General features: G+C 61.9%; 23 protein-coding genes and 3 rRNA genes. All 26 read right to left on the bottom strand.

Features of this window, described 5'->3' with window-relative positions:
- Positions 1-128: 128 nt before the first annotated feature.
- Entirely contained in the window at positions 129-821 is a 693-nt protein-coding gene (gene rplO, locus VD659_RS11710; RefSeq protein ID WP_423261257.1) for a 50S ribosomal protein L15, read from the bottom strand.
- Entirely contained in the window at positions 821-1,006 is a 186-nt protein-coding gene (gene rpmD / locus VD659_RS11715) for a 50S ribosomal protein L30 (protein ID WP_137837188.1), read from the bottom strand. The genes rplO and rpmD overlap by 1 nt, the downstream gene beginning before the upstream one ends.
- Positions 1,006-1,701, bottom strand: coding sequence for a 30S ribosomal protein S5 (rpsE, locus tag VD659_RS11720; RefSeq protein ID WP_137837165.1), 696 nt, complete (start codon positions 1,699-1,701; stop codon positions 1,006-1,008). Before rpsE ends, rpmD begins: the two co-directional genes overlap by 1 nt.
- Complete coding sequence (rplR, locus tag VD659_RS11725) at positions 1,698-2,069, bottom strand: 50S ribosomal protein L18 (RefSeq protein ID WP_137837166.1); 372 nt, start codon at positions 2,067-2,069, stop codon at positions 1,698-1,700. The genes rpsE and rplR overlap by 4 nt, the downstream gene beginning before the upstream one ends.
- Positions 2,070-2,072: 3 nt before the next feature.
- Positions 2,073-2,609, bottom strand: a complete 537-nt coding sequence (rplF, locus tag VD659_RS11730; RefSeq protein WP_137837167.1) for a 50S ribosomal protein L6 — start codon at positions 2,607-2,609, stop codon at positions 2,073-2,075.
- 6 nt (positions 2,610-2,615) lie between these two features.
- Positions 2,616-3,014 (bottom strand): 30S ribosomal protein S8, encoded by a 399-nt coding sequence (gene rpsH, locus VD659_RS11735; protein ID WP_137837168.1) that lies wholly within the window; start codon positions 3,012-3,014, stop codon positions 2,616-2,618.
- A 74-nt stretch (positions 3,015-3,088) separates the two neighbouring features.
- The gene (rplE, locus tag VD659_RS11740) at positions 3,089-3,676 is read right to left on the bottom strand and encodes a 50S ribosomal protein L5 (RefSeq protein ID WP_137837169.1); all 588 of its coding nucleotides are present in this window, start codon (positions 3,674-3,676) and stop codon (positions 3,089-3,091) included.
- The gene (rplX, locus tag VD659_RS11745) at positions 3,676-4,035 is read right to left on the bottom strand and encodes a 50S ribosomal protein L24 (RefSeq protein ID WP_423261258.1); all 360 of its coding nucleotides are present in this window, start codon (positions 4,033-4,035) and stop codon (positions 3,676-3,678) included. Before rplX ends, rplE begins: the two co-directional genes overlap by 1 nt.
- A 2-nt stretch (positions 4,036-4,037) precedes the next feature.
- Positions 4,038-4,406 carry a 50S ribosomal protein L14 gene (gene rplN, locus VD659_RS11750; protein ID WP_137837171.1) on the bottom strand — a complete coding sequence of 123 codons (369 nt, stop codon included), beginning with the start codon at positions 4,404-4,406 and terminating at the stop codon, positions 4,038-4,040.
- Positions 4,407-4,441: 35 nt separating this feature from the next.
- Positions 4,442-4,765, bottom strand: coding sequence for a 30S ribosomal protein S17 (gene rpsQ, locus VD659_RS11755; RefSeq protein ID WP_137837172.1), 324 nt, complete (start codon positions 4,763-4,765; stop codon positions 4,442-4,444).
- Positions 4,765-5,088 carry a 50S ribosomal protein L29 gene (gene rpmC / locus VD659_RS11760; RefSeq protein WP_137837173.1) on the bottom strand — a complete coding sequence of 108 codons (324 nt, stop codon included), beginning with the start codon at positions 5,086-5,088 and terminating at the stop codon, positions 4,765-4,767. Before rpmC ends, rpsQ begins: the two co-directional genes overlap by 1 nt.
- The gene (rplP, locus tag VD659_RS11765; protein WP_022897965.1) at positions 5,088-5,507 is read right to left on the bottom strand and encodes a 50S ribosomal protein L16; all 420 of its coding nucleotides are present in this window, start codon (positions 5,505-5,507) and stop codon (positions 5,088-5,090) included. The genes rpmC and rplP overlap by 1 nt, the downstream gene beginning before the upstream one ends.
- Positions 5,508-5,509: 2 nt before the next feature.
- Entirely contained in the window at positions 5,510-6,274 is a 765-nt protein-coding gene (gene rpsC, locus VD659_RS11770) for a 30S ribosomal protein S3 (RefSeq protein WP_137837174.1), read from the bottom strand.
- Positions 6,274-6,666 (bottom strand): 50S ribosomal protein L22, encoded by a 393-nt coding sequence (gene rplV / locus VD659_RS11775; RefSeq protein WP_423261259.1) that lies wholly within the window; start codon positions 6,664-6,666, stop codon positions 6,274-6,276. The genes rpsC and rplV overlap by 1 nt, the downstream gene beginning before the upstream one ends.
- 27 nt (positions 6,667-6,693) lie before the next feature.
- On the bottom strand, positions 6,694-6,975 hold the full coding sequence (gene rpsS / locus VD659_RS11780; protein WP_137837176.1) for a 30S ribosomal protein S19: 282 nt from the start codon (positions 6,973-6,975) through the stop codon (positions 6,694-6,696).
- A 12-nt stretch (positions 6,976-6,987) separates the two neighbouring features.
- Positions 6,988-7,827, bottom strand: a complete 840-nt coding sequence (gene rplB / locus VD659_RS11785; protein ID WP_092547978.1) for a 50S ribosomal protein L2 — start codon at positions 7,825-7,827, stop codon at positions 6,988-6,990.
- A gap of 25 nt (positions 7,828-7,852) precedes the next feature.
- Positions 7,853-8,158 (bottom strand): 50S ribosomal protein L23, encoded by a 306-nt coding sequence (gene rplW / locus VD659_RS11790; protein WP_137837178.1) that lies wholly within the window; start codon positions 8,156-8,158, stop codon positions 7,853-7,855.
- The gene (rplD, locus tag VD659_RS11795) at positions 8,155-8,814 is read right to left on the bottom strand and encodes a 50S ribosomal protein L4 (RefSeq protein WP_423261260.1); all 660 of its coding nucleotides are present in this window, start codon (positions 8,812-8,814) and stop codon (positions 8,155-8,157) included. Before rplD ends, rplW begins: the two co-directional genes overlap by 4 nt.
- A 3-nt stretch (positions 8,815-8,817) precedes the next feature.
- Entirely contained in the window at positions 8,818-9,474 is a 657-nt protein-coding gene (gene rplC, locus VD659_RS11800; protein WP_137837180.1) for a 50S ribosomal protein L3, read from the bottom strand.
- A 24-nt stretch (positions 9,475-9,498) separates the two neighbouring features.
- The gene (gene rpsJ, locus VD659_RS11805; protein ID WP_018171443.1) at positions 9,499-9,807 is read right to left on the bottom strand and encodes a 30S ribosomal protein S10; all 309 of its coding nucleotides are present in this window, start codon (positions 9,805-9,807) and stop codon (positions 9,499-9,501) included.
- Between the two features lie 296 nt (positions 9,808-10,103).
- Complete coding sequence (locus VD659_RS11810) at positions 10,104-10,871, bottom strand: fructosamine kinase family protein (protein ID WP_423261261.1); 768 nt, start codon at positions 10,869-10,871, stop codon at positions 10,104-10,106.
- Positions 10,872-11,066: 195 nt separating this feature from the next.
- On the bottom strand, positions 11,067-12,026 hold the full coding sequence (locus tag VD659_RS11815; RefSeq protein WP_423261262.1) for a DNA topoisomerase IB: 960 nt from the start codon (positions 12,024-12,026) through the stop codon (positions 11,067-11,069).
- 62 nt (positions 12,027-12,088) lie between these two features.
- Positions 12,089-12,205 (bottom strand): 5S ribosomal RNA (rrf, locus tag VD659_RS11820).
- 143 nt (positions 12,206-12,348) lie between these two features.
- Positions 12,349-15,464: ribosomal RNA gene (locus VD659_RS11825) — 23S ribosomal RNA — on the bottom strand.
- 434 nt (positions 15,465-15,898) lie between these two features.
- Positions 15,899-17,420: ribosomal RNA gene (locus VD659_RS11830) — 16S ribosomal RNA — on the bottom strand.
- The 16S, 23S and 5S rRNA genes sit together here, the layout of an rRNA operon.
- A gap of 434 nt (positions 17,421-17,854) precedes the next feature.
- Positions 17,855-19,165, bottom strand: a complete 1,311-nt coding sequence (gene tyrS, locus VD659_RS11835; protein ID WP_423261263.1) for a tyrosine--tRNA ligase — start codon at positions 19,163-19,165, stop codon at positions 17,855-17,857.
- Between the last annotated feature and the right edge of the window lie 10 nt (positions 19,166-19,175).

A 19,175-nucleotide genomic window follows, 5' to 3' on the forward strand; every position in this document is an offset into this window, starting at 1 on the left:
GGCCTCCTGCGTTCGTGTGGCTCAATGCCAAGAAAGCCGGTGACCCGATTCGTGGCCTCGACAGGCTACCTCATTCTCATGACGCATCTGTTTACTGCCTACGAATCGGGTCACCGGTTTTGCGGTACCTACTTGACGGAACCACCCGCGGCGACGATCTTCTGCTCGGCGGAGCCGGAGACCTTGTCGACCGCGACGGTCAGCTTCACGGTGATGTCGCCATCGCCGAGAACCTTGACCTTCTCGTTCTTGCGAACCGCACCCTTGGCCACGAGGTCGGCGATGGTGACGTCGCCGCCCGCCGGGTAGAGGGCTTCGAGGGCGGCCAGGTTCACGACCTGGTACTCGACGCGGAACGGGTTCTTGAACCCGCGGAGCTTCGGGGTGCGCATGTGCAGCGGCATCTGCCCACCCTCGAAGCCGACGCGCACCTGGTAGCGGGCCTTGGTGCCCTTGGTGCCGCGGCCGGCGGTCTTTCCCTTGGAGCCCTCACCACGACCGACGCGGGTGCGGGCCTTCTTGGCACCGGCAGCCGGGCGGAGGTGATGCACCTTGAGAACGTGCTCGCGAGGACCGGTCTCCTCAGCCTTCGGCGCAGCCTTGGCGGCAGGCGCCTTGGCAGCGGCCGGAGCCTTGGTCTCGCCAGCCTTCGCAGCCGGAGCCTTCTTGGGTGCCGCAGCCTTGGCGGGAGCCTTCTCGGCCTTCTCCGCGGTGGCAGCAGCAGCCTTGGGCTCCGCCTTCTCCTTCGGCGCGGCCTTGGGGGCGGCAGCCTTCTTCGGAGCCGCCTTGGCGGCGGTCCCCTTGGCTTCTTCTTCAGCCATTAGTCAATCTCCTCGACCTTCACCAGGTGTGCGACGGTGCGCACGTATCCGCGGTTCTGGGCGTTGTCTTCGCGCACCACGATGTCGTGAATGCGCTTCAGTCCGAGGCTGCGCAGCGTGTCCCGCTGATTCTGCTTCTCGCTGATTTTGGACTTGATCTGGGTGATCTTCAGGCGCGAGGCCATCATGCACCTGCCTTCGCAGCTAGAGCGTCGGCCTCAGCACGCACCAGGCGGGCGGGGGCGACGTCCTCGAAGTCGAGGCCACGGCGGGCGGCCACGGCGCGGGGCTCTTCGAGCTGCTGCAGGGCCTCGACGGTCGCGTGCACGATGTTGATCGTGTTCGACGAACCGAGCGACTTCGAGAGGATGTCGTGGATACCGGCGCACTCGAGAACGGCGCGCACCGGACCACCGGCGATAACACCGGTACCGGCAGCGGCGGGGCGCAGCAGCACCACACCGGCGGCCGCTTCACCCTGAACCGGGTGAGGGATGGTGTTCCCGACGCGGGGGACGCGGAAGAAGTTCTTCTTCGCCTCCTCGACGCCCTTGGAGATCGCGGTCGGCACCTCGCGGGCCTTGCCGTAGCCGACGCCCACCAGACCGTTGCCGTCGCCGACGACCACGAGAGCGGTGAAGCTGAAGCGACGACCACCCTTCACGACCTTGGAGACGCGGTTGATGGTGACGACGCGCTCGAGGAAGTTGCTCTTGTCAGAGTCGCGTCCTCCACGGTCACCACGGTTGGGGTTGCGCTCGCGACCGCCACGGCGGGCCTCACGAGGCTCGTTCTGGGTCGACTCGGTCGACGCAGCCGTCTCGACGGGGGCTTCAGCAACTGCTGCCACGTCCTGCTCCTTATTGGTTTCGGTGCTCACAGGTTCAGTCCACCCTCTCGAGCTCCATCGGCGATGGCCGCGACGCGACCCGCGTAGCGGTTGCCGCCGCGGTCGAAGACGACCGCCTCGACGCCGGCAGCCTTCGCGCGCTCGGCGACCAGCTCACCGACCTTCTTGGCCTTGGCGGTCTTGTCACCATCGAAGGTGCGCAGGTCCGCTTCGAGCGTCGAGGCCGAAGCGAGGGTGTGGCCCTTGCTGTCGTCCACGACCTGCACGAAGACGTGACGAGCCGAACGGGTGACGACCAGGCGCGGACGCGCCTCGGTGCCTTCCACCTTCTTGCGAAGTCGCAGGTGCCGGCGGTCGCGGGCTGCGGACTTCGACTTTCCTCTGATTCCAGTAGCCATGGTCTACTTACCACTCTTTCCGGCCTTGCGGCGAACGACCTCGCCGGCGTACCGCACACCCTTGCCCTTGTAGGGCTCGGGCTTGCGCAGCTTGCGAATGTTTGCGGCCACTTCACCGACGGCTTGCTTGTCGATGCCGTTGACCGTGAGCTTGTTGACACCCTCGACCGTGAACGTGATGCCCGCGGGCGGCTCGACGGAGATCGGGTGAGAGTATCCGAGGGCGAACTCGACGCCGCTGCCCTTGGCAGCGACGCGGTAACCGGTACCGACGACCTCGAGGCTCTTGGAGTAGCCGTCGGTGACGCCGATGATCTGGTTCGCGATCAGGGTACGCGTGAGGCCGTGGAGCGAACGAGAGTTGCGCTCGTCATCCGGGCGGGTGACGAGAACCTGGTTCTCTTCGATCGTGGCCGTGATCGGGGAGGCGACGACGAGCGCGAGCTCGCCCTTCGGTCCCTTGACCGAGACCTGCTGGCCGTCGATGGTGACGGTGACGCCGGCAGGGATGTCGATGGGAAGACGTCCGATTCGTGACATTGTCGGTTACCACACGTAGGCGAGGACTTCCCCACCCACGCCCTTCTTGCTCGCCTGGCGGTCCGTGAGGAGCCCCGAGGACGTGGACAGGATCGCGACGCCGAGGCCACCGAGGACCGTCGGGATCTCGGTCGACTTCGCGTAGACACGGAGACCGGGCTTCGAGACGCGCTTGATGCCCGCGATCGAACGCTCGCGGTTCGGGCCGAACTTGAGGTTCAGCGTGAGCGTCTGTCCGACCTTGGCGTCGACGACGTCCCAGCTGGCGATGTAACCCTCGGACTTGAGGATGTCGGCGATGTGCCCCTTGAGCTTCGAATGCGGCATCGACACGGTGTCGTGGTGCGCCGAGTTCGCGTTGCGCAGTCTGGTCAGCATGTCTGCGACCGGATCTGTCATTGTCATGATGTTGCCTTTCGCGCCTGGTTTCGGCACCCTTTTCGAGGATGTCGACCTGGGTCGTCGTGGGTGGGTGGTGCTTAGGAGTTTTCGGCCGTCTTGAAGGGGAACCCGAGCGCCTTGAGCAGCGCGCGACCCTCGTCGTCGGTCTTCGCGGTCGTGACGACGGTGATGTCGAAGCCACGCACACGGTCGATCTTGTCCTGGTCGATCTCGTGGAACATCGACTGCTCGGTCAGACCGAAGGTGTAGTTGCCCCGGCCGTCGAACTGCTGGTCCGAAAGGCCGCGGAAGTCGCGGATGCGGGGAAGCGCAAGAGAGAGCAGACGGTCCAGGAACTCCCAGGCGCGGTCGCCACGGAGCGTGACGTGTGCGCCGATGGGCTGTCCCTCGCGCAGCTTGAACTGCGCGATCGACTTGCGAGCCTTCGTGACCTGCGGCTTCTGACCGGTGATCGCGGTGAGGTCCTTGACCGCACCGTCGATGACCTTGCCATCGCGGGCGGCCTCGCCGACACCGGTGTTCACGACGATCTTCACGAGACCGGGCACCTGGTGCACGTTCGTGAAGCCGAACTCCTTGGTGAGGGAGTCGACGATCTCGTTCTTGTACTTCTGCTTCAGGCGCGGCTGGATTTTGCCAGCGGGCGCGGCAGTGGCGGTGCTCATCAGAGGTCCTTACCTGACTTCTTCGCGTAACGAACGCGGACCGTCTTGGTGACGCCGTCCTTCGTGACTTCTTCGTTGCGGTGGCCGACGCGGGTCGGCTTCTTGGTCTCGGGGTCGACCAGGGCGACCTTCGACACGTGGATCGGAGCCTCCATGGTCTCGATGCCGCCGGTCTTGGTGCCGCGCTGGGTCTGTCCGACGCGCACGTGCTTCGTGATGAAGTTCACGCCCTCGACGACGACGCGGTCCTTCTCGACCTGCACCTCGATGACACGACCCTGCTTGCCGCGGTCTCCGCCGCGGGCCTGGCTGGGGCCGGAGATGACCTGAACCAGGTCACCCTTCTTGATGTTCGCCATGACTAGATAACCTCCGGTGCCAACGAGATGATCTTCATGAACTTCTTGTCACGGAGCTCACGGCCGACCGGTCCGAAGATACGGGTACCACGGGGGTCACCGTCGTTCTTCAGGATCACAGCGGCGTTCTCGTCGAACTTGATGTACGAGCCGTCGGGGCGACGGGTCGACTTGACGGTGCGGACGATGACGGCCTTGACCACATCGCCCTTCTTGACGTTTCCGCCGGGGATGGCGTCCTTCACGGTCGCGACGATGACATCGCCGAGTCCCGCGTAGCGACGGCCGGATCCACCGAGAACACGAATCGTCAGGAGCTCCTTGGCGCCGGTGTTGTCGGCGACCTTCACTCGTGATTCTTGCTGAAGCATTCTTCTACTCTTCCTGAACTAAGTAAGCCGAGGGCCTACTTGGCCTTCTCGAGGATCTCGACCAGACGCCAGCGCTTGGAGGCGCTGAGCGGACGGGTCTCGTTGATGAGCACGAGGTCGCCGATGCCGGCGCTGTTGGTCTCGTCGTGCGCCTTCACCTTGGAGGTGCGGCGGATGACCTTGCCGTACAGCGGGTGCTTCACGCGGTCCTCGACCTCGACGACGATGGTCTTGTCCATCTTGTCGCTGGTCACGTAGCCGCGGCGGGCCTTGCGGTAACCGCGGGCCTCCACGTCCTTCACGTCGTGCGAGGCCGACTCGTGACCGGACTCGACGACCTTCTCTTCGGTCTTAGCCATTACTTGGCCTCCTCGGTCTCGGTAGCGGTCTCAGCAGCGGGTGCCTCGGTCGCCTTCTTGGTCTTCTTGGCCGCCTTGGCCGGAGCCTCGACGGGGGCGGGCGTGGCACGGATGCCCAGCTCGCGCTCACGGATGATCGTGTAGATCCGCGAGATGTCGCGCTTCACGGCGCGAAGTCGGCCGTGGCTTTCCAGCTGGCCGGTGGCGGACTGGAAGCGCAGGTTGAACAGCTCTTCCTTGGCCTTGCGAAGCTCCTCGATGAGTCGAGAATCTTCGAACGTGTCGAGCTCCGCCGGGGCGAGCTCCTTAGAACCGATCGCCATTACGCGTCGCCCTCCTCGCGCTTGATGATGCGTGCCTTGAGAGGCAGCTTGTGGATTGCACGGGTGAGTGCCTCGCGAGCGATGGTCTCGTTGACCCCGCTCAGCTCGAAGAGCACTCGGCCCGGCTTGACGTTCGCGACCCACCACTCGGGCGAACCCTTACCGGAACCCATGCGGGTCTCGGCCGGCTTCTTCGTGAGCGGACGGTCGGGGTAGATGTTGATCCACACCTTTCCACCACGCTTGATGTGACGGGTCATCGCGATACGAGCGGACTCGATCTGACGGTTCGTCACGTAAGCGGGCGTGAGGGCCTGGATGCCGTACTCACCGAAGCTCACCTTGGTGCCACCGGTGGCCTGGCCACTGCGACCCGGGTGGTGCTGCTTGCGGTGCTTGACTCGACGGGGGATAAGCATGGTTACGCCTCAACTCCTGCTGCGACCGGAGCCTCCGCCTTGGGGGCGGAGTTACGGCGCGGACGGTCACGGTCGCCACGCTCGGGGCGCGACGACTTCTGGTTGGCCTGCTCGCGGGCAAGCTCCTTGTTGGTGATGTCGCCCTTGTAGATCCAGACCTTCACACCGATGCGGCCGAACGTCGTCTTGGCCTCGTAGAAGCCGTAGTCGATGTTGGCGCGGAGGGTGTGCAGCGGAACGCGACCTTCACGGTAGAACTCCGAGCGGCTCATCTCGGCGCCGCCGAGACGGCCCGACACCTGGATGCGGACACCCTTGGCGCCGGCGCGCTGAGCACCCTGCAGACCCTTGCGCATTGCGCGACGGAACGCCACGCGAGCAGTGAGCTGCTCGGCGATGCCCTGGGCGACCAGCTGGGCCTCGGCCTCGGGGTTCTTCACCTCGAGGATGTTGAGCTGGATCTGCTTGCCGGTGAGCTTCTCGAGGTCGGAGCGGATGCGCTCGGCCTCGGCTCCACGGCGGCCGATCACGATACCCGGACGCGCGGTGTGGATGTCCACACGCACGCGGTCACGGGTGCGCTCGATCTCGATCTTCGCCACACCGGCGCGGTCGAGCGAGGTCTTCAGCAGGTTGCGGATCTTCACGTCCTCAGCGACGTAGTCGCTGTAACGCTGACCCTTCTTCGTGCTGTCCGAAAACCAACGCGACACGTGGTCGGTGGTGATTCCGAGACGGAAGCCGTACGGATTGACTTTCTGGCCCATTACTTGCTCGCCTTCGTGCTCGCGTCTGCGACACCGGCCTCGTCCGGCGTGGCCAGGACGATGGTGATGTGGCTGGTGCGCTTGAGAATCTGGAACGCCCGTCCCTGAGCACGGGGCTGGAAACGCTTGAGCGTGGCTCCCTGGTCGACGAACGCCTTCGTGATGAAGAGGTCCTGCTCGTCCAGGTAGCTGTTCGTGGCGTCTGCCTTGACCCGCGCGTTGGCGATCGCCGAGGCGACCAGCTTGTACACGGGCTCCGACGCGCCCTGAGGCGCGAACTTCAGGATGGCCAGCGCCTCGACGGCCTGACGGCCGCGGATCAGGTTGACGACACGACGGGCCTTCATGGGGGTGACGCGGATGTGACGCACGCGTGCGATCGACTCCACCATTTCTCTTCCTCCTTCACGTCGCCGCGCTTAGCGGCGACGGCCCTTCTTGTCGTCCTTCACGTGTCCACGGAAGGTGCGGGTGGGGGCGAACTCTCCGAGCTTGTGACCCACCATGGTCTCGGTGATGAACACCGGGATGTGCTTGCGACCGTCGTGCACGGCGATCGTGTGACCCAGGAACGCGGGGATGATCATCGATCGGCGCGACCAGGTCTTGATGACGTTCTTGGAACCGGCTTCGTTCGCGGTGACGACCTTGCGGTACAGGTGGTCGTCGACGAAGGGGCCCTTTTTGAGACTGCGTGGCATTTTCTAAGACTCCTACTTACGCTTCTTGCCGACGGTCCGGCGACGCACGATGAGCTTGTCGCTTTCCTTATTGGGGTGACGGGTGCGGCCTTCGGCCTGACCCCAGGGGCTGACCGGGTGACGTCCACCGGAGGTCTTGCCCTCACCACCACCGTGCGGGTGGTCGACCGGGTTCATGGCGACACCACGCACGGTCGGGCGGATGCCCTTCCAGCGGTTGCGACCGGCCTTGCCCCAGTTGATGTTCGACTGCTCGGCGTTGCCGACCTCGCCGATCGTGGCGCGGCAGCGCGCATCCACGTTGCGGATCTCGCCCGACGGCAGACGAAGCTGCGCGTAGGGGCCGTCCTTCGCCACGAGGCGAACCGAGGCGCCGGCGGAGCGGGCCATCTTGGCGCCGCCGCCCGGCTTCAGTTCGATCGCGTGGATGACGGTACCGGTGGGGATGTTGCGCAGCGGCAGGTTGTTGCCGGGCTTGATGTCCGCGCCGGCGCCCGACTCCACGATGTCGCCCTGGGCGAGCTTGTTCGGGGCCAGGATGTAGCGCTTGGTGCCGTCCACGAAGTGGAGCAGCGCGATGCGCGCGGTGCGGTTGGGGTCGTACTCGATGTGAGCGACCTTGGCGTTCACGCCGTCCTTGTCATTGCGACGGAAGTCGATGACGCGGTACTGGCGCTTGTGGCCACCACCGATGTGACGGGTCGTGATGCGACCCTGGTTGTTGCGTCCACCGGTCTTGGAGAGCGGGCGGAGCAGCGACTTCTCAGGAGTCGAACGGGTGATCTCTGCGAAGTCCGCGACGGACGAACCGCGGCGGCCCGGAGTCGTGGGCTTGTACTTACGAATAGCCATGTGTCTTTTCCTCTAGCTTCCGCGCCTAGCCGACGGCCGTGAAGATGTCGATGGATCCGGACTTGAGCGTGACGATGGCACGCTTGGTGTCCTTGCGCTTGCCCTGGCCGAACTTGGTGCGACGGGTCTTGCCCTGACGGTTCAGGGTGTTGATCGACGCGACCTCGACCTGGAAGATCTTCTCGATGGCGAGCTTGATCTCGGTCTTGTTCGAGCGGGGGTCGACGACGAAGGTGTACTTGCCCTCGTCGATCAGGCCGTAGCTCTTCTCGGAGACGACCGGAGCGAGGATGATGTCGCGCGGGTCCTTGTTGAACGCGGCGTTGCTCATGCGGAAACCTCTTCCTTCTTGGTCTTCGAGGCGACGAAGGCGTCGAAGGAACCCTTGGTGAAGACGATGTCGTCGGAGACGAGGACGTCGTAGGCGTTCAGCTGGTCTGCGGGCAGCACGTGAACGGTCGGGATGTTGCGGACGCTCTTGAGGCTCAGCTCGTCGTTGCGCTCCAGCACGATCAGCACGTGCTTGGACGACGCGACGGTCGCGAGGAACTCGTTGACGGCCTTGGTCGACGGCGTCTCACCCTGCGAGAGGGACTCGACGACGTGCACGCGGCTGCCGCGGGCGCGGTCGGAGAGAGCGCCGAGCAGAGCCGCCGCGATCATCTTCTTGGGGGTGCGCTGCGCGTAGCTGCGGGGCACCGGTCCGTGGACGATGCCACCGCCGGTCATCTGAGGAGCGCGGATCGAACCCTGACGGGCGCGACCGGTTCCCTTCTGCTTGAACGGCTTGCGGCCGGCACCGGAGACCTCACCACGACGCTTGGTCTTGTGGGTTCCCTGACGGGCCGCGGCGAGCTGGGCGACGACGACCTGGTGGATGAGCGGGATGTTGGTCTGCACGTCGAAGATCTCGGCGGGCAGCTCGACGGTGCCGGACTTCTTGCCGGAGACGTCGAGGACATCGAGCGTGTTAGATGCGGTAGCCATGAACTACGCCCCCTTCACTGCGTTGCGAACGAAAACGAGACGGCCCTTGGCACCGGGGACGGCGCCCTTGACGAGCAGCAGACCCTTCTCGGCGTCGACCGAGTGGATGACCAGGTTGAGCACGGTGACGCGCTCGCCACCCATGCGGCCGGCCATGCGCATGCCCTTGAAGACTCGGCTGGGCGTCGACGACGCACCGATCGAGCCGGGCTTGCGGTGGTTGCGGTGTGAACCGTGCGAAGCGGAGACGCCCTTGAAGTTGTGGCGCTTCATGACACCGGCGAAGCCCTTGCCCTTGGAGGTGCCCACGACGTCGACCTTCTGGCCGGCCTCGAACACGCTCTCGGCGGTGAGCTCCTGGCCGACGGTGTAGTCGGCGGCGTCCGCGGTGCGGACCTCGGTGATGTGGCGGCGCGGGGTGACCCCGGCGGCGTCGAAGTGGCCCGTGGCCGGCTTGTTCACCTTGCGGGGGTCGATCTGGCCGGCGGCGATCTGAACGGCCGAGTAGCCGTCCTTCTCCGGGGTGCGGATCTGGGTGACGACGTTCGGGGAGACCTCGACGACGGTCACGGGGATGAGACGGTTGTTCTCGTCCCACACCTGGGTCATGCCGAGCTTCTTGCCGAGCAGTCCCTTGGAAGTCTTAGCGGTGGTAGCCATTTTCTAGTCCTGGTCCCTTCCCGCTCAGAGCTTGATCTCGATGTTGACGTCGGCGGGCAGGTCGAGACGCATGAGCGAGTCGACGGCCTTCGGCGTCGGGTCGATGATGTCGATGAGGCGCTTGTGAGTGCGCATCTCGAAGTGCTCCCGGCTGTCCTTGTACTTGTGGGGAGAACGGATGACGGCGATCACGTTCTTCTCCGTCGGCAGCGGCACGGGGCCGACGACGGTTGCTCCTGCACGGGTGACCGTGTCGACGATCTTGCGCGCCGAGGAGTCGATGACCTCGTGGTCATACGACTTAAGTCGAATGCGGATCTTCTGTCCCGCCATGTGTGACTCTCTCTCTGTCTCGCGTCATACCGCCTCGACGGCATTGGACGCACCACTGTTCTGCTGTTAAGCACGCGCCCCTGCACTGAAATCAGCCCTGCACTGAACCAGCACAGACTTCACCGAAGCGAAGGATGGGTTGCGATTAAGCTGTGTTCTGCTGCCTGCGGCCTAGCTTCTGGAGCTATGCACTGCCAAGACAGTGATCAAGGCACGCGCGAAGCGGCCTGAAATGTTGAACTAGACGAGTTTGCCACATTCCGGGGCTACTTGCAACCCGGGCGTGTCGCGCTCGCTCAGGCTTGGCCGTTGCCGAGTCTGAGCACCGATTCCGCGGCTCTGACGAGCTCGACACCGTAGGACGGCCCGTGCCCGACGGCGTGCACGGCGAGCGGGAAGAGCTGGTGCATCGCCACCCGCTCGCGCCACCCTTCCAGCAGGGGGCGCACCTCCTGATAGCCGTTCAGGATCTCGTCGTGGAAGGGCACGCCGAACAGCGCGAGCATCGCGAGGTCGGTCTCCCGATGTCCGCCATGGGCTGCGGGATCGATCAGCACGACACCGATCGAGGTCCACATCACGTTGCCCGACCAGAGGTCCCCGTGCAGCCGGGCCGGCGGTTCGGCATCGGCGAAGATCCCTGTCTGGATGAGGTCGCAGGCGAGCAGCACGGTGCGGTACCCCTCGGCGGAGAGGTTCCCTCGCGCGACCGCTTGTTCGGCATACGGCCGCACGCGTTCCGAGGGGTAGAAGTCGCTCCAGTCGTCGTAGCTCCTGGTCGACATCCCTCGCCTGCCGATGAAGCACGGTCCGCTCCAGCCCTCCGGCGCCGCCCCGAAGGCGGCAGCGCCCGCCGAGTGCGTCGCCGCGAGGAGCTCGCCGAATCGCCGCGCCGCCTCGCGGCTCGGGCGCAGCTCCCGCAGTTCCTCGAGGTCTATTCCGTCGCGCCGCACCTCGAGCACGCGCACGGTCGGCACGCCGTGCGCTGCAGCGAGCCAACGAAGGCCGGCGTCTTCGGCCTCGAAGAAGCCCTCCGGTGCCGAAGGATCGAACTTGGTGAACACGTCTCCACGCTATGCCCGACACGTTTCGTCGGCATGACGACGAGGGAACGTTCTTACGGGAGAGTCCGGAGCCCAGTCGTCAAATCCGCTGGTCGCTCACGGCCTAGCTCTGTTCGCAGCGTCTGGCGGCGGACCTCCCGTAAGAACGATTGCCCCCATTCTGCGCTTCCTCCCACAGAACACAAGGCTTGACTTCTACCGAAAGAGCAGGGCGCGCAGTTCCGATTCCGGCCGAGCCGGGTCGATGATTTCGCCTGCGGAGTAGTGGTCCACCAGGCGGGGATCGACGTAGCTCGTCTTCGCGATCGTGGGAGTGTTTCCGAGCACGCCGGCCGCATCCCTCATCGCCTGCGCGATCGCCCTCGAGCGGCCGCTCTTCGTCGACTGCACTCCGCTGTGCGCGAGGCTCACCGCGGCGGCGACGGTGCCGTGCAGCGTGCGGAAGTCCTTGGCCGTGAACTCGCCACCGGTCCGCTCCCGCACGTAAGCATTGATCTCCTGCGCCCCGACCGGATGCCAACGCCGGCCGTCCTTCCAGGCCAGAAGCCGAGCAGAAGGACCGCGACGCTTGAGCACGCGCACGAGCGCAGCGAGATCGCCGTCGACGATCTCGGAGTCCCACTCCTGCCCGCTCTTCGCGGGGAACGTGAGGTGCACGACATCCTCGCTCGTGGTGGCGTGAGCACACAGTAGTGTCGTCAGGCCGTGACTGCCATGCGCCTGGGCGTAGTGTTCGCTCCCCACCCGGAGGGAACCCGTGTCGAGCATCCGGAAGCCCGCGGCCAGGATGCGCTCCCGAGCGAAGCCGTCCCGGCGCAGGTCGAGAGTGACCAGGCGCCGGGCCGCCGGCAACGATTCGGCCAGCGCGAGCGCACGGTCGAACTTCAACCGGTCCTTCTGCTCACGCCAGCTCGGGTGGTAGATGTACTGCCGCCGGCCGGCTCCATCCACACCGGTGGCCTGGATGTGGCCGTTCTCGAAGGGCGCGATCCAGACGTCCGTCCAGGCAGGCGGGATGGCGAGACGTTCGATGCGCTCCCGCAACTCCTGATCGGTGACGGTGACTCCGGCGTCGTCGCGGTAGGTGAAGCCTCTGCCCGATCGGAGGCGACGGATACCACGCCCAGACAAATCCGATCGACGCAGGCGAGGCATACGTCAATCCAACCCCTTAAATGAAAAGAGGCCAGCCCGAAGGCTGGCCTCTTTCAAAGTAAGTCCGGCGGTGTCCTACTCTCCCACAAGGTCCCCCTTGCAGTACCATCGGCGCAGAGAGTCTTAGCTTCCGGGTTCGGAATGTGACCGGGCGTTTCCCTCTCGCTATGGCCGCCGAAACACTAGAGATGTTCTATCTAGAAGTTTCAAACAACACACGCGTGGTGTGTGTTTGGTTCTCGACCGTACATCGAGAACCACAGAGTGGACGCAAGCAATCTAGGCCACCCAAACCAGCCTTACAACATGTTTGGGTGTAGTGATTATCAAGTTATCGGCTTATTAGTACAGGTCAGCTCCACGAGTCGTTAGTCCTCGCTTCCACATCCTGCCTATCAACCCAGTAGTCTAGCTGGGAGCCTCTCCCCCGAAGGGATGGAAATCTCATCTCAAGGCCGGCTTCCCGCTTAGATGCTTTCAGCGGTTATCCATCCCGAACGTAGCTAATCAGCGGTGCTCCTGGCGGAACAACTGACACACCAGAGGTTCGTCCAACCCGGTCCTCTCGTACTAGGGTCAGATCCTTTCAAATTTCCTACGCGCGCAGCGGATAGGGACCGAACTGTCTCACGACGTTCTAAACCCAGCTCGCGTACCGCTTTAATGGGCGAACAGCCCAACCCTTGGGACCTACTCCAGCCCCAGGATGCGACGAGCCGACATCGAGGTGCCAAACCATGCCGTCGATATGGACTCTTGGGCAAGATCAGCCTGTTATCCCCGAGGTACCTTTTATCCGTTGAGCGACAGCGCTTCCACAAGCCACTGCCGGATCACTAGTCCCGACTTTCGTCCCTGCTCGACTTGTCAGTCTCACAGTCAAGCTCCCTTGTGCACTTACACTCGCCATCTGATTGCCAACCAGATTGAGGGAACCTTTGGGCGCCTCCGTTACTTTTTAGGAGGCAACCGCCCCAGTTAAACTACCCACCAGGCACTGTCCCTGAACCGGATTACGGTTCGAAGTTAGATATCCAGAGTGACCAGAGTGGTATTTCAACAATGACTCCACCTGAACTAGCGTCCAAGCTTCACCGTCTCCCACCTATCCTACACAAGCCACACCGAACACCAATACCAAGCTGTAGTAAAGGTCACGGGGTCTTTCCGTCCTGCTGCGCGTAACGAGCATCTTTACTCGTAGTGCAATTTCGCCGAGTTCGCGGTTGAGACAGCTGGGAAGTCGTTACGCCATTCGTGCAGGTCGGAACTTACCCGACAAGGAATTTCGCTACCTTAGGATGGTTATAGTTACCACCGCCGTTTACTGGGGCTTAAATTCTCAGCTTCGCCTTACGGCTAACCGTTCCTCTTAACCTTCCAGCACCGGGCAGGCGTCAGTCCGTATACATCGTCTTGCGACTTGGCACGGACCTGTGTTTTTAGTAAACAGTCGCTTCCCACTGGTCTCTGCGGCCATCAAACGCTCCAGGAGTAAATCCCTTCACGCCTCAGGCCCCCCTTCTCCCGAAGTTACGGGGGCATTTTGCCGAGTTCCTTAACCACGATTCTCTCGATCTCCTTAGTATTCTCTACCTGACCACCTGAGTCGGTTTGGGGTACGGGTGACTAAAACCTCGCGTCGATGCTTTTCTTGGCAGCATAGGATCACTGATTTCGTCCGTGAGGACTACCCATCGGGTCTCAGGCTATATAGAAGACGGATTTGCCTATCTTCTGCCCTACATCCTTAGACCGGGACAACCATCGCCCGGCTCAGCTACCTTCCTGCGTCACACCTGTTAATACGCTAACCGCACCAGAACGGGGTCGAGCGTTAGACCGGCCGTCTCCCCCCGAAGGGATCGATCAGCCGGGTTAGGACTCTTAGCACTACTGGATTAGCTTGGGCGGTTTTTCGTCAGTACGGGAATATCAACCCGTTGTCCATCGACTACGCCTGTCGGCCTCGCCTTAGGTCCCGACTTACCCAGGGCGGATTAACCTGGCCCTGGAACCCTTGGTCTTTCGGAGGACGGGTTTCTCACCCGTCTTTCGCTACTCATGCCTGCATTCTCACTCGTGTAGCGTCCACAGCTGGTTTACACCGCCGCTTCACTCGCCACACGACGCTCTCCTACCCATCCACACGGCTGGACCACGAAGGCCTGCCACTAATATGAATGCCACAAATTCGGTGGCGTGCTTGAGCCCCGTTACATTGTCGGCGCGGAATCACTTGACCAGTGAGCTATTACGCACTCTTTCAAGGGTGGCTGCTTCTAAGCCAACCTCCTGGTTGTCTGTGCAACTCCACATCCTTTCCCACTTAGCACGCGCTTAGGGACCTTATTCGGTGGTCTGGGTTGTTTCCCTCTCGACGATGAAGCTTATCCCCCACCGTCTCACTGCTGCGCTCTCACTTACCGGCATTCGGAGTTTGGCTAACGTCAGTAACCTTTTGGGGCCCATCGGCTATCCAGTAGCTCTACCTCCGGCAAGAAACACGCAACGCTGCACCTAAATGCATTTCGGAGAGAACCAGCTATCACGAAGTTTGATTGGCCTTTCACCCCTATCCACAGCTCATCCCCTCCATTTTCAACTGAAGTGGGTTCGGTCCTCCACGACGTCTTACCGTCGCTTCAACCTGGCCATGGATAGATCACTTCGCTTCGGGTCTAGAACATGCGACTAAAACGCCCTATTAAGACTCGCTTTCGCTACGGCTGCCCCACACGGGTTAACCTCGCCACATATCACTAACTCGCAGGCTCATTCTTCAAAAGGCACGCTGTCACACCAACAAGGGTGCTCCAACGGTTTGTAAGCAAACGGTTTCAGGTACTATTTCACTCCCCTCCCGGGGTACTTTTCACCTTTCCCTCACGGTACTTGTCCGCTATCGGTCATCTGGGAGTATTTAGGCTTATCAGGTGGTCCTGACAGATTCACACGGGATTTCTCGGGCCCCGTGCTACTTGGGATACTCTTCGCGCCATTGCAACATTTCGACTACGGGGTTGGCACCCTCTATGACTGGCCTTTCAAAACCATTCGTCTATATTGCGTTGTAACGCTCGCAGTACGGCAGTAACTGCTGAAAAGTCCCACAACCCCGACCATGCAACGCCTGCCGGCTATCACACATGATCGGTTTAGCCTCTTCCGGGTTCGCTCGCCACTACTAACGGAATCACTGTTGTTTTCTCTTCCTGTGGGTACTGAGATGTTTCACTTCCCCACGTTCCCTCTACCCGCCCTATATATTCAGGCGGGAGTCACCAGGTCACCCAAAGGGCCTGGCGGGGTTTCCCCATTCGGAAATCCTCGGATCAAAGCTCTATTATCAGCTCCCCGAGGCTTATCGCAGATTTATACGTCCTTCTTCGGCTCCAGATGCCAAGGCATCCACCGTTTGCTCTTAGAAACTTGAAATCACATGAGTTTGAATCGATTCTTCGTTAGAAAAATTGACCAATGATCTACACAACCCCGAAGGGTTGTTGTTTAGATCTTTGTGATCCAGGATCAAAATCCTGAATCTAAGATGCTCGCGTCCACTGTGTAGTTCTCAAAGTACGGGCGATACCCTCCGCGAAACCCTCAATATAAAGGGAAACAACGAAAGGGTCCATGAGGTTCGTCCACCCCGACCCGAAGATCAGGGGATCCGGTCCCTCAGGACCCAACAGCGTGCATATACAAACCTCCCCCACGAAACACGTTCCAAACCCCTACAAGTAAGGGTCGTACTAGCGCTACGCCGGCTGAGCCTGCATCAATGTCTATGTTCCACCCATGAGCTACCAGCAAGAACATTCGTCTTGATCTGGCCTCTGTCCAAGCAAAGCTTGGCAGTTGCTCCTTAGAAAGGAGGTGATCCAGCCGCACCTTCCGGTACGGCTACCTTGTTACGACTTAGTCCTAATCACCGATCCCACCTTCGACGGCTCCCTCCAAAAGGTTGGGCCACCGGCTTCGGGTGTTACCGACTTTCATGACTTGACGGGCGGTGTGTACAAGGCCCGGGAACGTATTCACCGTGGCGTTGCTGATCCACGATTACTAGCGACTCCGACTTCATGAGGTCGAGTTGCAGACCTCAATCCGAACTGAGACCGGCTTTTTGGGATTCGCTCCACCTTACGGTATTGCAGCCCTTTGTACCGGCCATTGTAGCATGCGTGAAGCCCAAGACATAAGGGGCATGATGATTTGACGTCATCCCCACCTTCCTCCGAGTTGACCCCGGCAGTCTCCTATGAGTTCCCACCATAACGTGCTGGCAACATAGAACGAGGGTTGCGCTCGTTGCGGGACTTAACCCAACATCTCACGACACGAGCTGACGACAACCATGCACCACCTGTTTACGAGTGTCCAAAGAGTTGACCATTTCTGGCCCGTTCTCGTATATGTCAAGCCTTGGTAAGGTTCTTCGCGTTGCATCGAATTAATCCGCATGCTCCGCCGCTTGTGCGGGCCCCCGTCAATTCCTTTGAGTTTTAGCCTTGCGGCCGTACTCCCCAGGCGGGGAACTTAATGCGTTAGCTGCGACACGGAGACCGTGGAATGGTCCCCACATCTAGTTCCCAACGTTTACGGCGTGGACTACCAGGGTATCTAATCCTGTTCGCTCCCCACGCTTTCGCTCCTCAGCGTCAGTTACGGCCCAGAGATCTGCCTTCGCCATCGGTGTTCCTCCTGATATCTGCGCATTCCACCGCTACACCAGGAATTCCAATCTCCCCTACCGCACTCTAGTCTGCCCGTACCCACTGCAGGCTGGAGGTTGAGCCTCCAGTTTTCACAGCAGACGCGACAAACCGCCTACGAGCTCTTTACGCCCAATAATTCCGGACAACGCTTGCACCCTACGTATTACCGCGGCTGCTGGCACGTAGTTAGCCGGTGCTTTTTCTGCAGGTACCGTCACTTTCGCTTCTTCCCTACTAAAAGAGGTTTACAACCCGAAGGCCGTCATCCCTCACGCGGCGTTGCTGCATCAGGCTTGCGCCCATTGTGCAATATTCCCCACTGCTGCCTCCCGTAGGAGTCTGGGCCGTGTCTCAGTCCCAGTGTGGCCGGTCACCCTCTCAGGCCGGCTACCCGTCGTCGCCTTGGTGAGCCATTACCTCACCAACAAGCTGATAGGCCGCGAGTCCATCCTTGACCAAAAAATCTTTCCACCCCCTAACCATGCGGTTGAGGGTCGTATCCGGTATTAGACGTCGTTTCCAACGCTTATCCCAGAGTCAAGGGCAGGTTACTCACGTGTTACTCACCCGTTCGCCACTGATCCACAGAGCAAGCTCTGCTTCACCGTTCGACTTGCATGTGTTAAGCACGCCGCCAGCGTTCGTCCTGAGCCAGGATCAAACTCTCCGTAAATGATTACGCACAGAACCAGCAACCGGAATAGGTCCGCTGCCCTGCAAGTTTGAAACCAGCAAGAACAAATCATTACTGACTTGCTTTTGTTTGTTTAAATGTTATTCCAAAGGAATCCGCCAACCAGACCTAAGCCTGGAGACGGGTTTTTGGCATATGACATTGTGCACGCTGTTGAGTTCTCAAGGATCGGATGCACCAGCCCCACCCATCAACTGGGCAGCCCTCCGGGCAACTTCTCAACCCTACCATTACTCACCGGAGAGTCAAATCGACGAGCGATTCTCTCAAGTGAATCAGAAGGGGTTCTGCCACCGACGTGAGGCCGGGAAGCTCTTCGGCTTTCCCGCACCTGTGGGGTGACGAGGGATTACATTACGCGGATGTTTCAGGGGCGTGCAAGTCGTGCTGCGCCCCGGGCGTGTCGCCCCGCATCACGCGGATGCGACCAGGCCAGCGAGGGTCTTCTTGCCCCGCCGCAGAACGGCGTATCCCCCGAAGAGAAGGGCCTCTCCCACCGTCGCGGAATCGTCCTCGAGCTTCACGTTGTTGAGGTAGACACCCCCCTGAGAGATCGCGCGCCGGGCTTCGCTGAGGCTTCCGACGAGACCCGTACCGACCAGCGCATCCACCACCGTCGTCTCGGGAGTGACGTCGAGGTTCGGCAGCTCCGCGACCGCGGCCGCGAGGGTCTCGATATCCAGGGCCTCCAGCTCGCCCTGCCCGAAGAGTGCGGCCGCCGCCGCGATGGCGGACTCGGTCGCCGGCACCCCGTGCACGAGTGCCGTCACCTCGAAGGCGAGAGTGCGCTGCGCCTCCCGCCGGAAGGGCTCCTCCGCCACCGCGCTCTCGAGCCGCTCGAGCTCGACGCGATCGAGGAAGGTGAAGATCTTCAGCCGGGCGATGACATCGGCGTCATCGGTGTTGAGCCAGAACTGGTAGAACGCATAGGGGCTCGTGAGGGCCGGATCCAGCCAGATGGCGTTACCCTCGCTCTTGCCGAACTTGGTGCCGTCGGAGTTAGTGATGAGTGGAGTACCGATGGCGTGCACACTCGTCTGCTCGGCGCGATGGATGAGGTCGGTGCCGCTCGTGAGATTGCCCCACTGGTCGCTGCCTCCCGTCTGCAGCACGCATCCGTAGCTCCGGTAGAGCTCGAGGAAGTCCATGCCCTGCAGGATCTGGTAGCTGAACTCGGTGTAGCTGATGCCGGCGTCGGAATTCAGTCGCGCGGAGACCGCATCCTTCTTCAGCATGGTGCCCACGCGGAAGTACTTTCCGATGTCGCGCAGGAAGTCGATCGCCGAGAGCGGCGCGGTCCAGTCGAGATTGTTGACCATGCGCGCCGCGTTGTCCCCCTCGAAGCTCAGGAAGCGCGCGACCTGGCCCTGAAGGTAACCGACCCACTCGGCGACGGTCTCCTTGGTGTTGAGCGTGCGCTCCGCCGTGGGGCGCGGATCACCGATGAGACCGGTCGAACCTCCCACCAGACCGAGCGGCTTGTGGCCGGCCAGCTGAAGCCGGCGCATCACCAGGATCTGCACCAGGTTGCCCAGGTGCAGGCTCGGCGCGGTGGGGTCGAAGCCGCAGTAGAACGTGATCGGAGGGCCGCTCAGAAGGGCCTTCAACTCCCCCGCGTCGGTGGAGACGTGCACGAGCCCGCGATAGTTCAGTTCGTCCCACACGTCGGCGAACGAAGGGTCGTTCTGTTGGGGACGGATTGCGGCGATCGGAGTCTCTGACACGGGACAGCAG

Source organism: Herbiconiux sp. 11R-BC, from assembly GCF_049472555.1.
In the GTDB taxonomy this organism is placed as follows: domain Bacteria; phylum Actinomycetota; class Actinomycetes; order Actinomycetales; family Microbacteriaceae; genus Herbiconiux.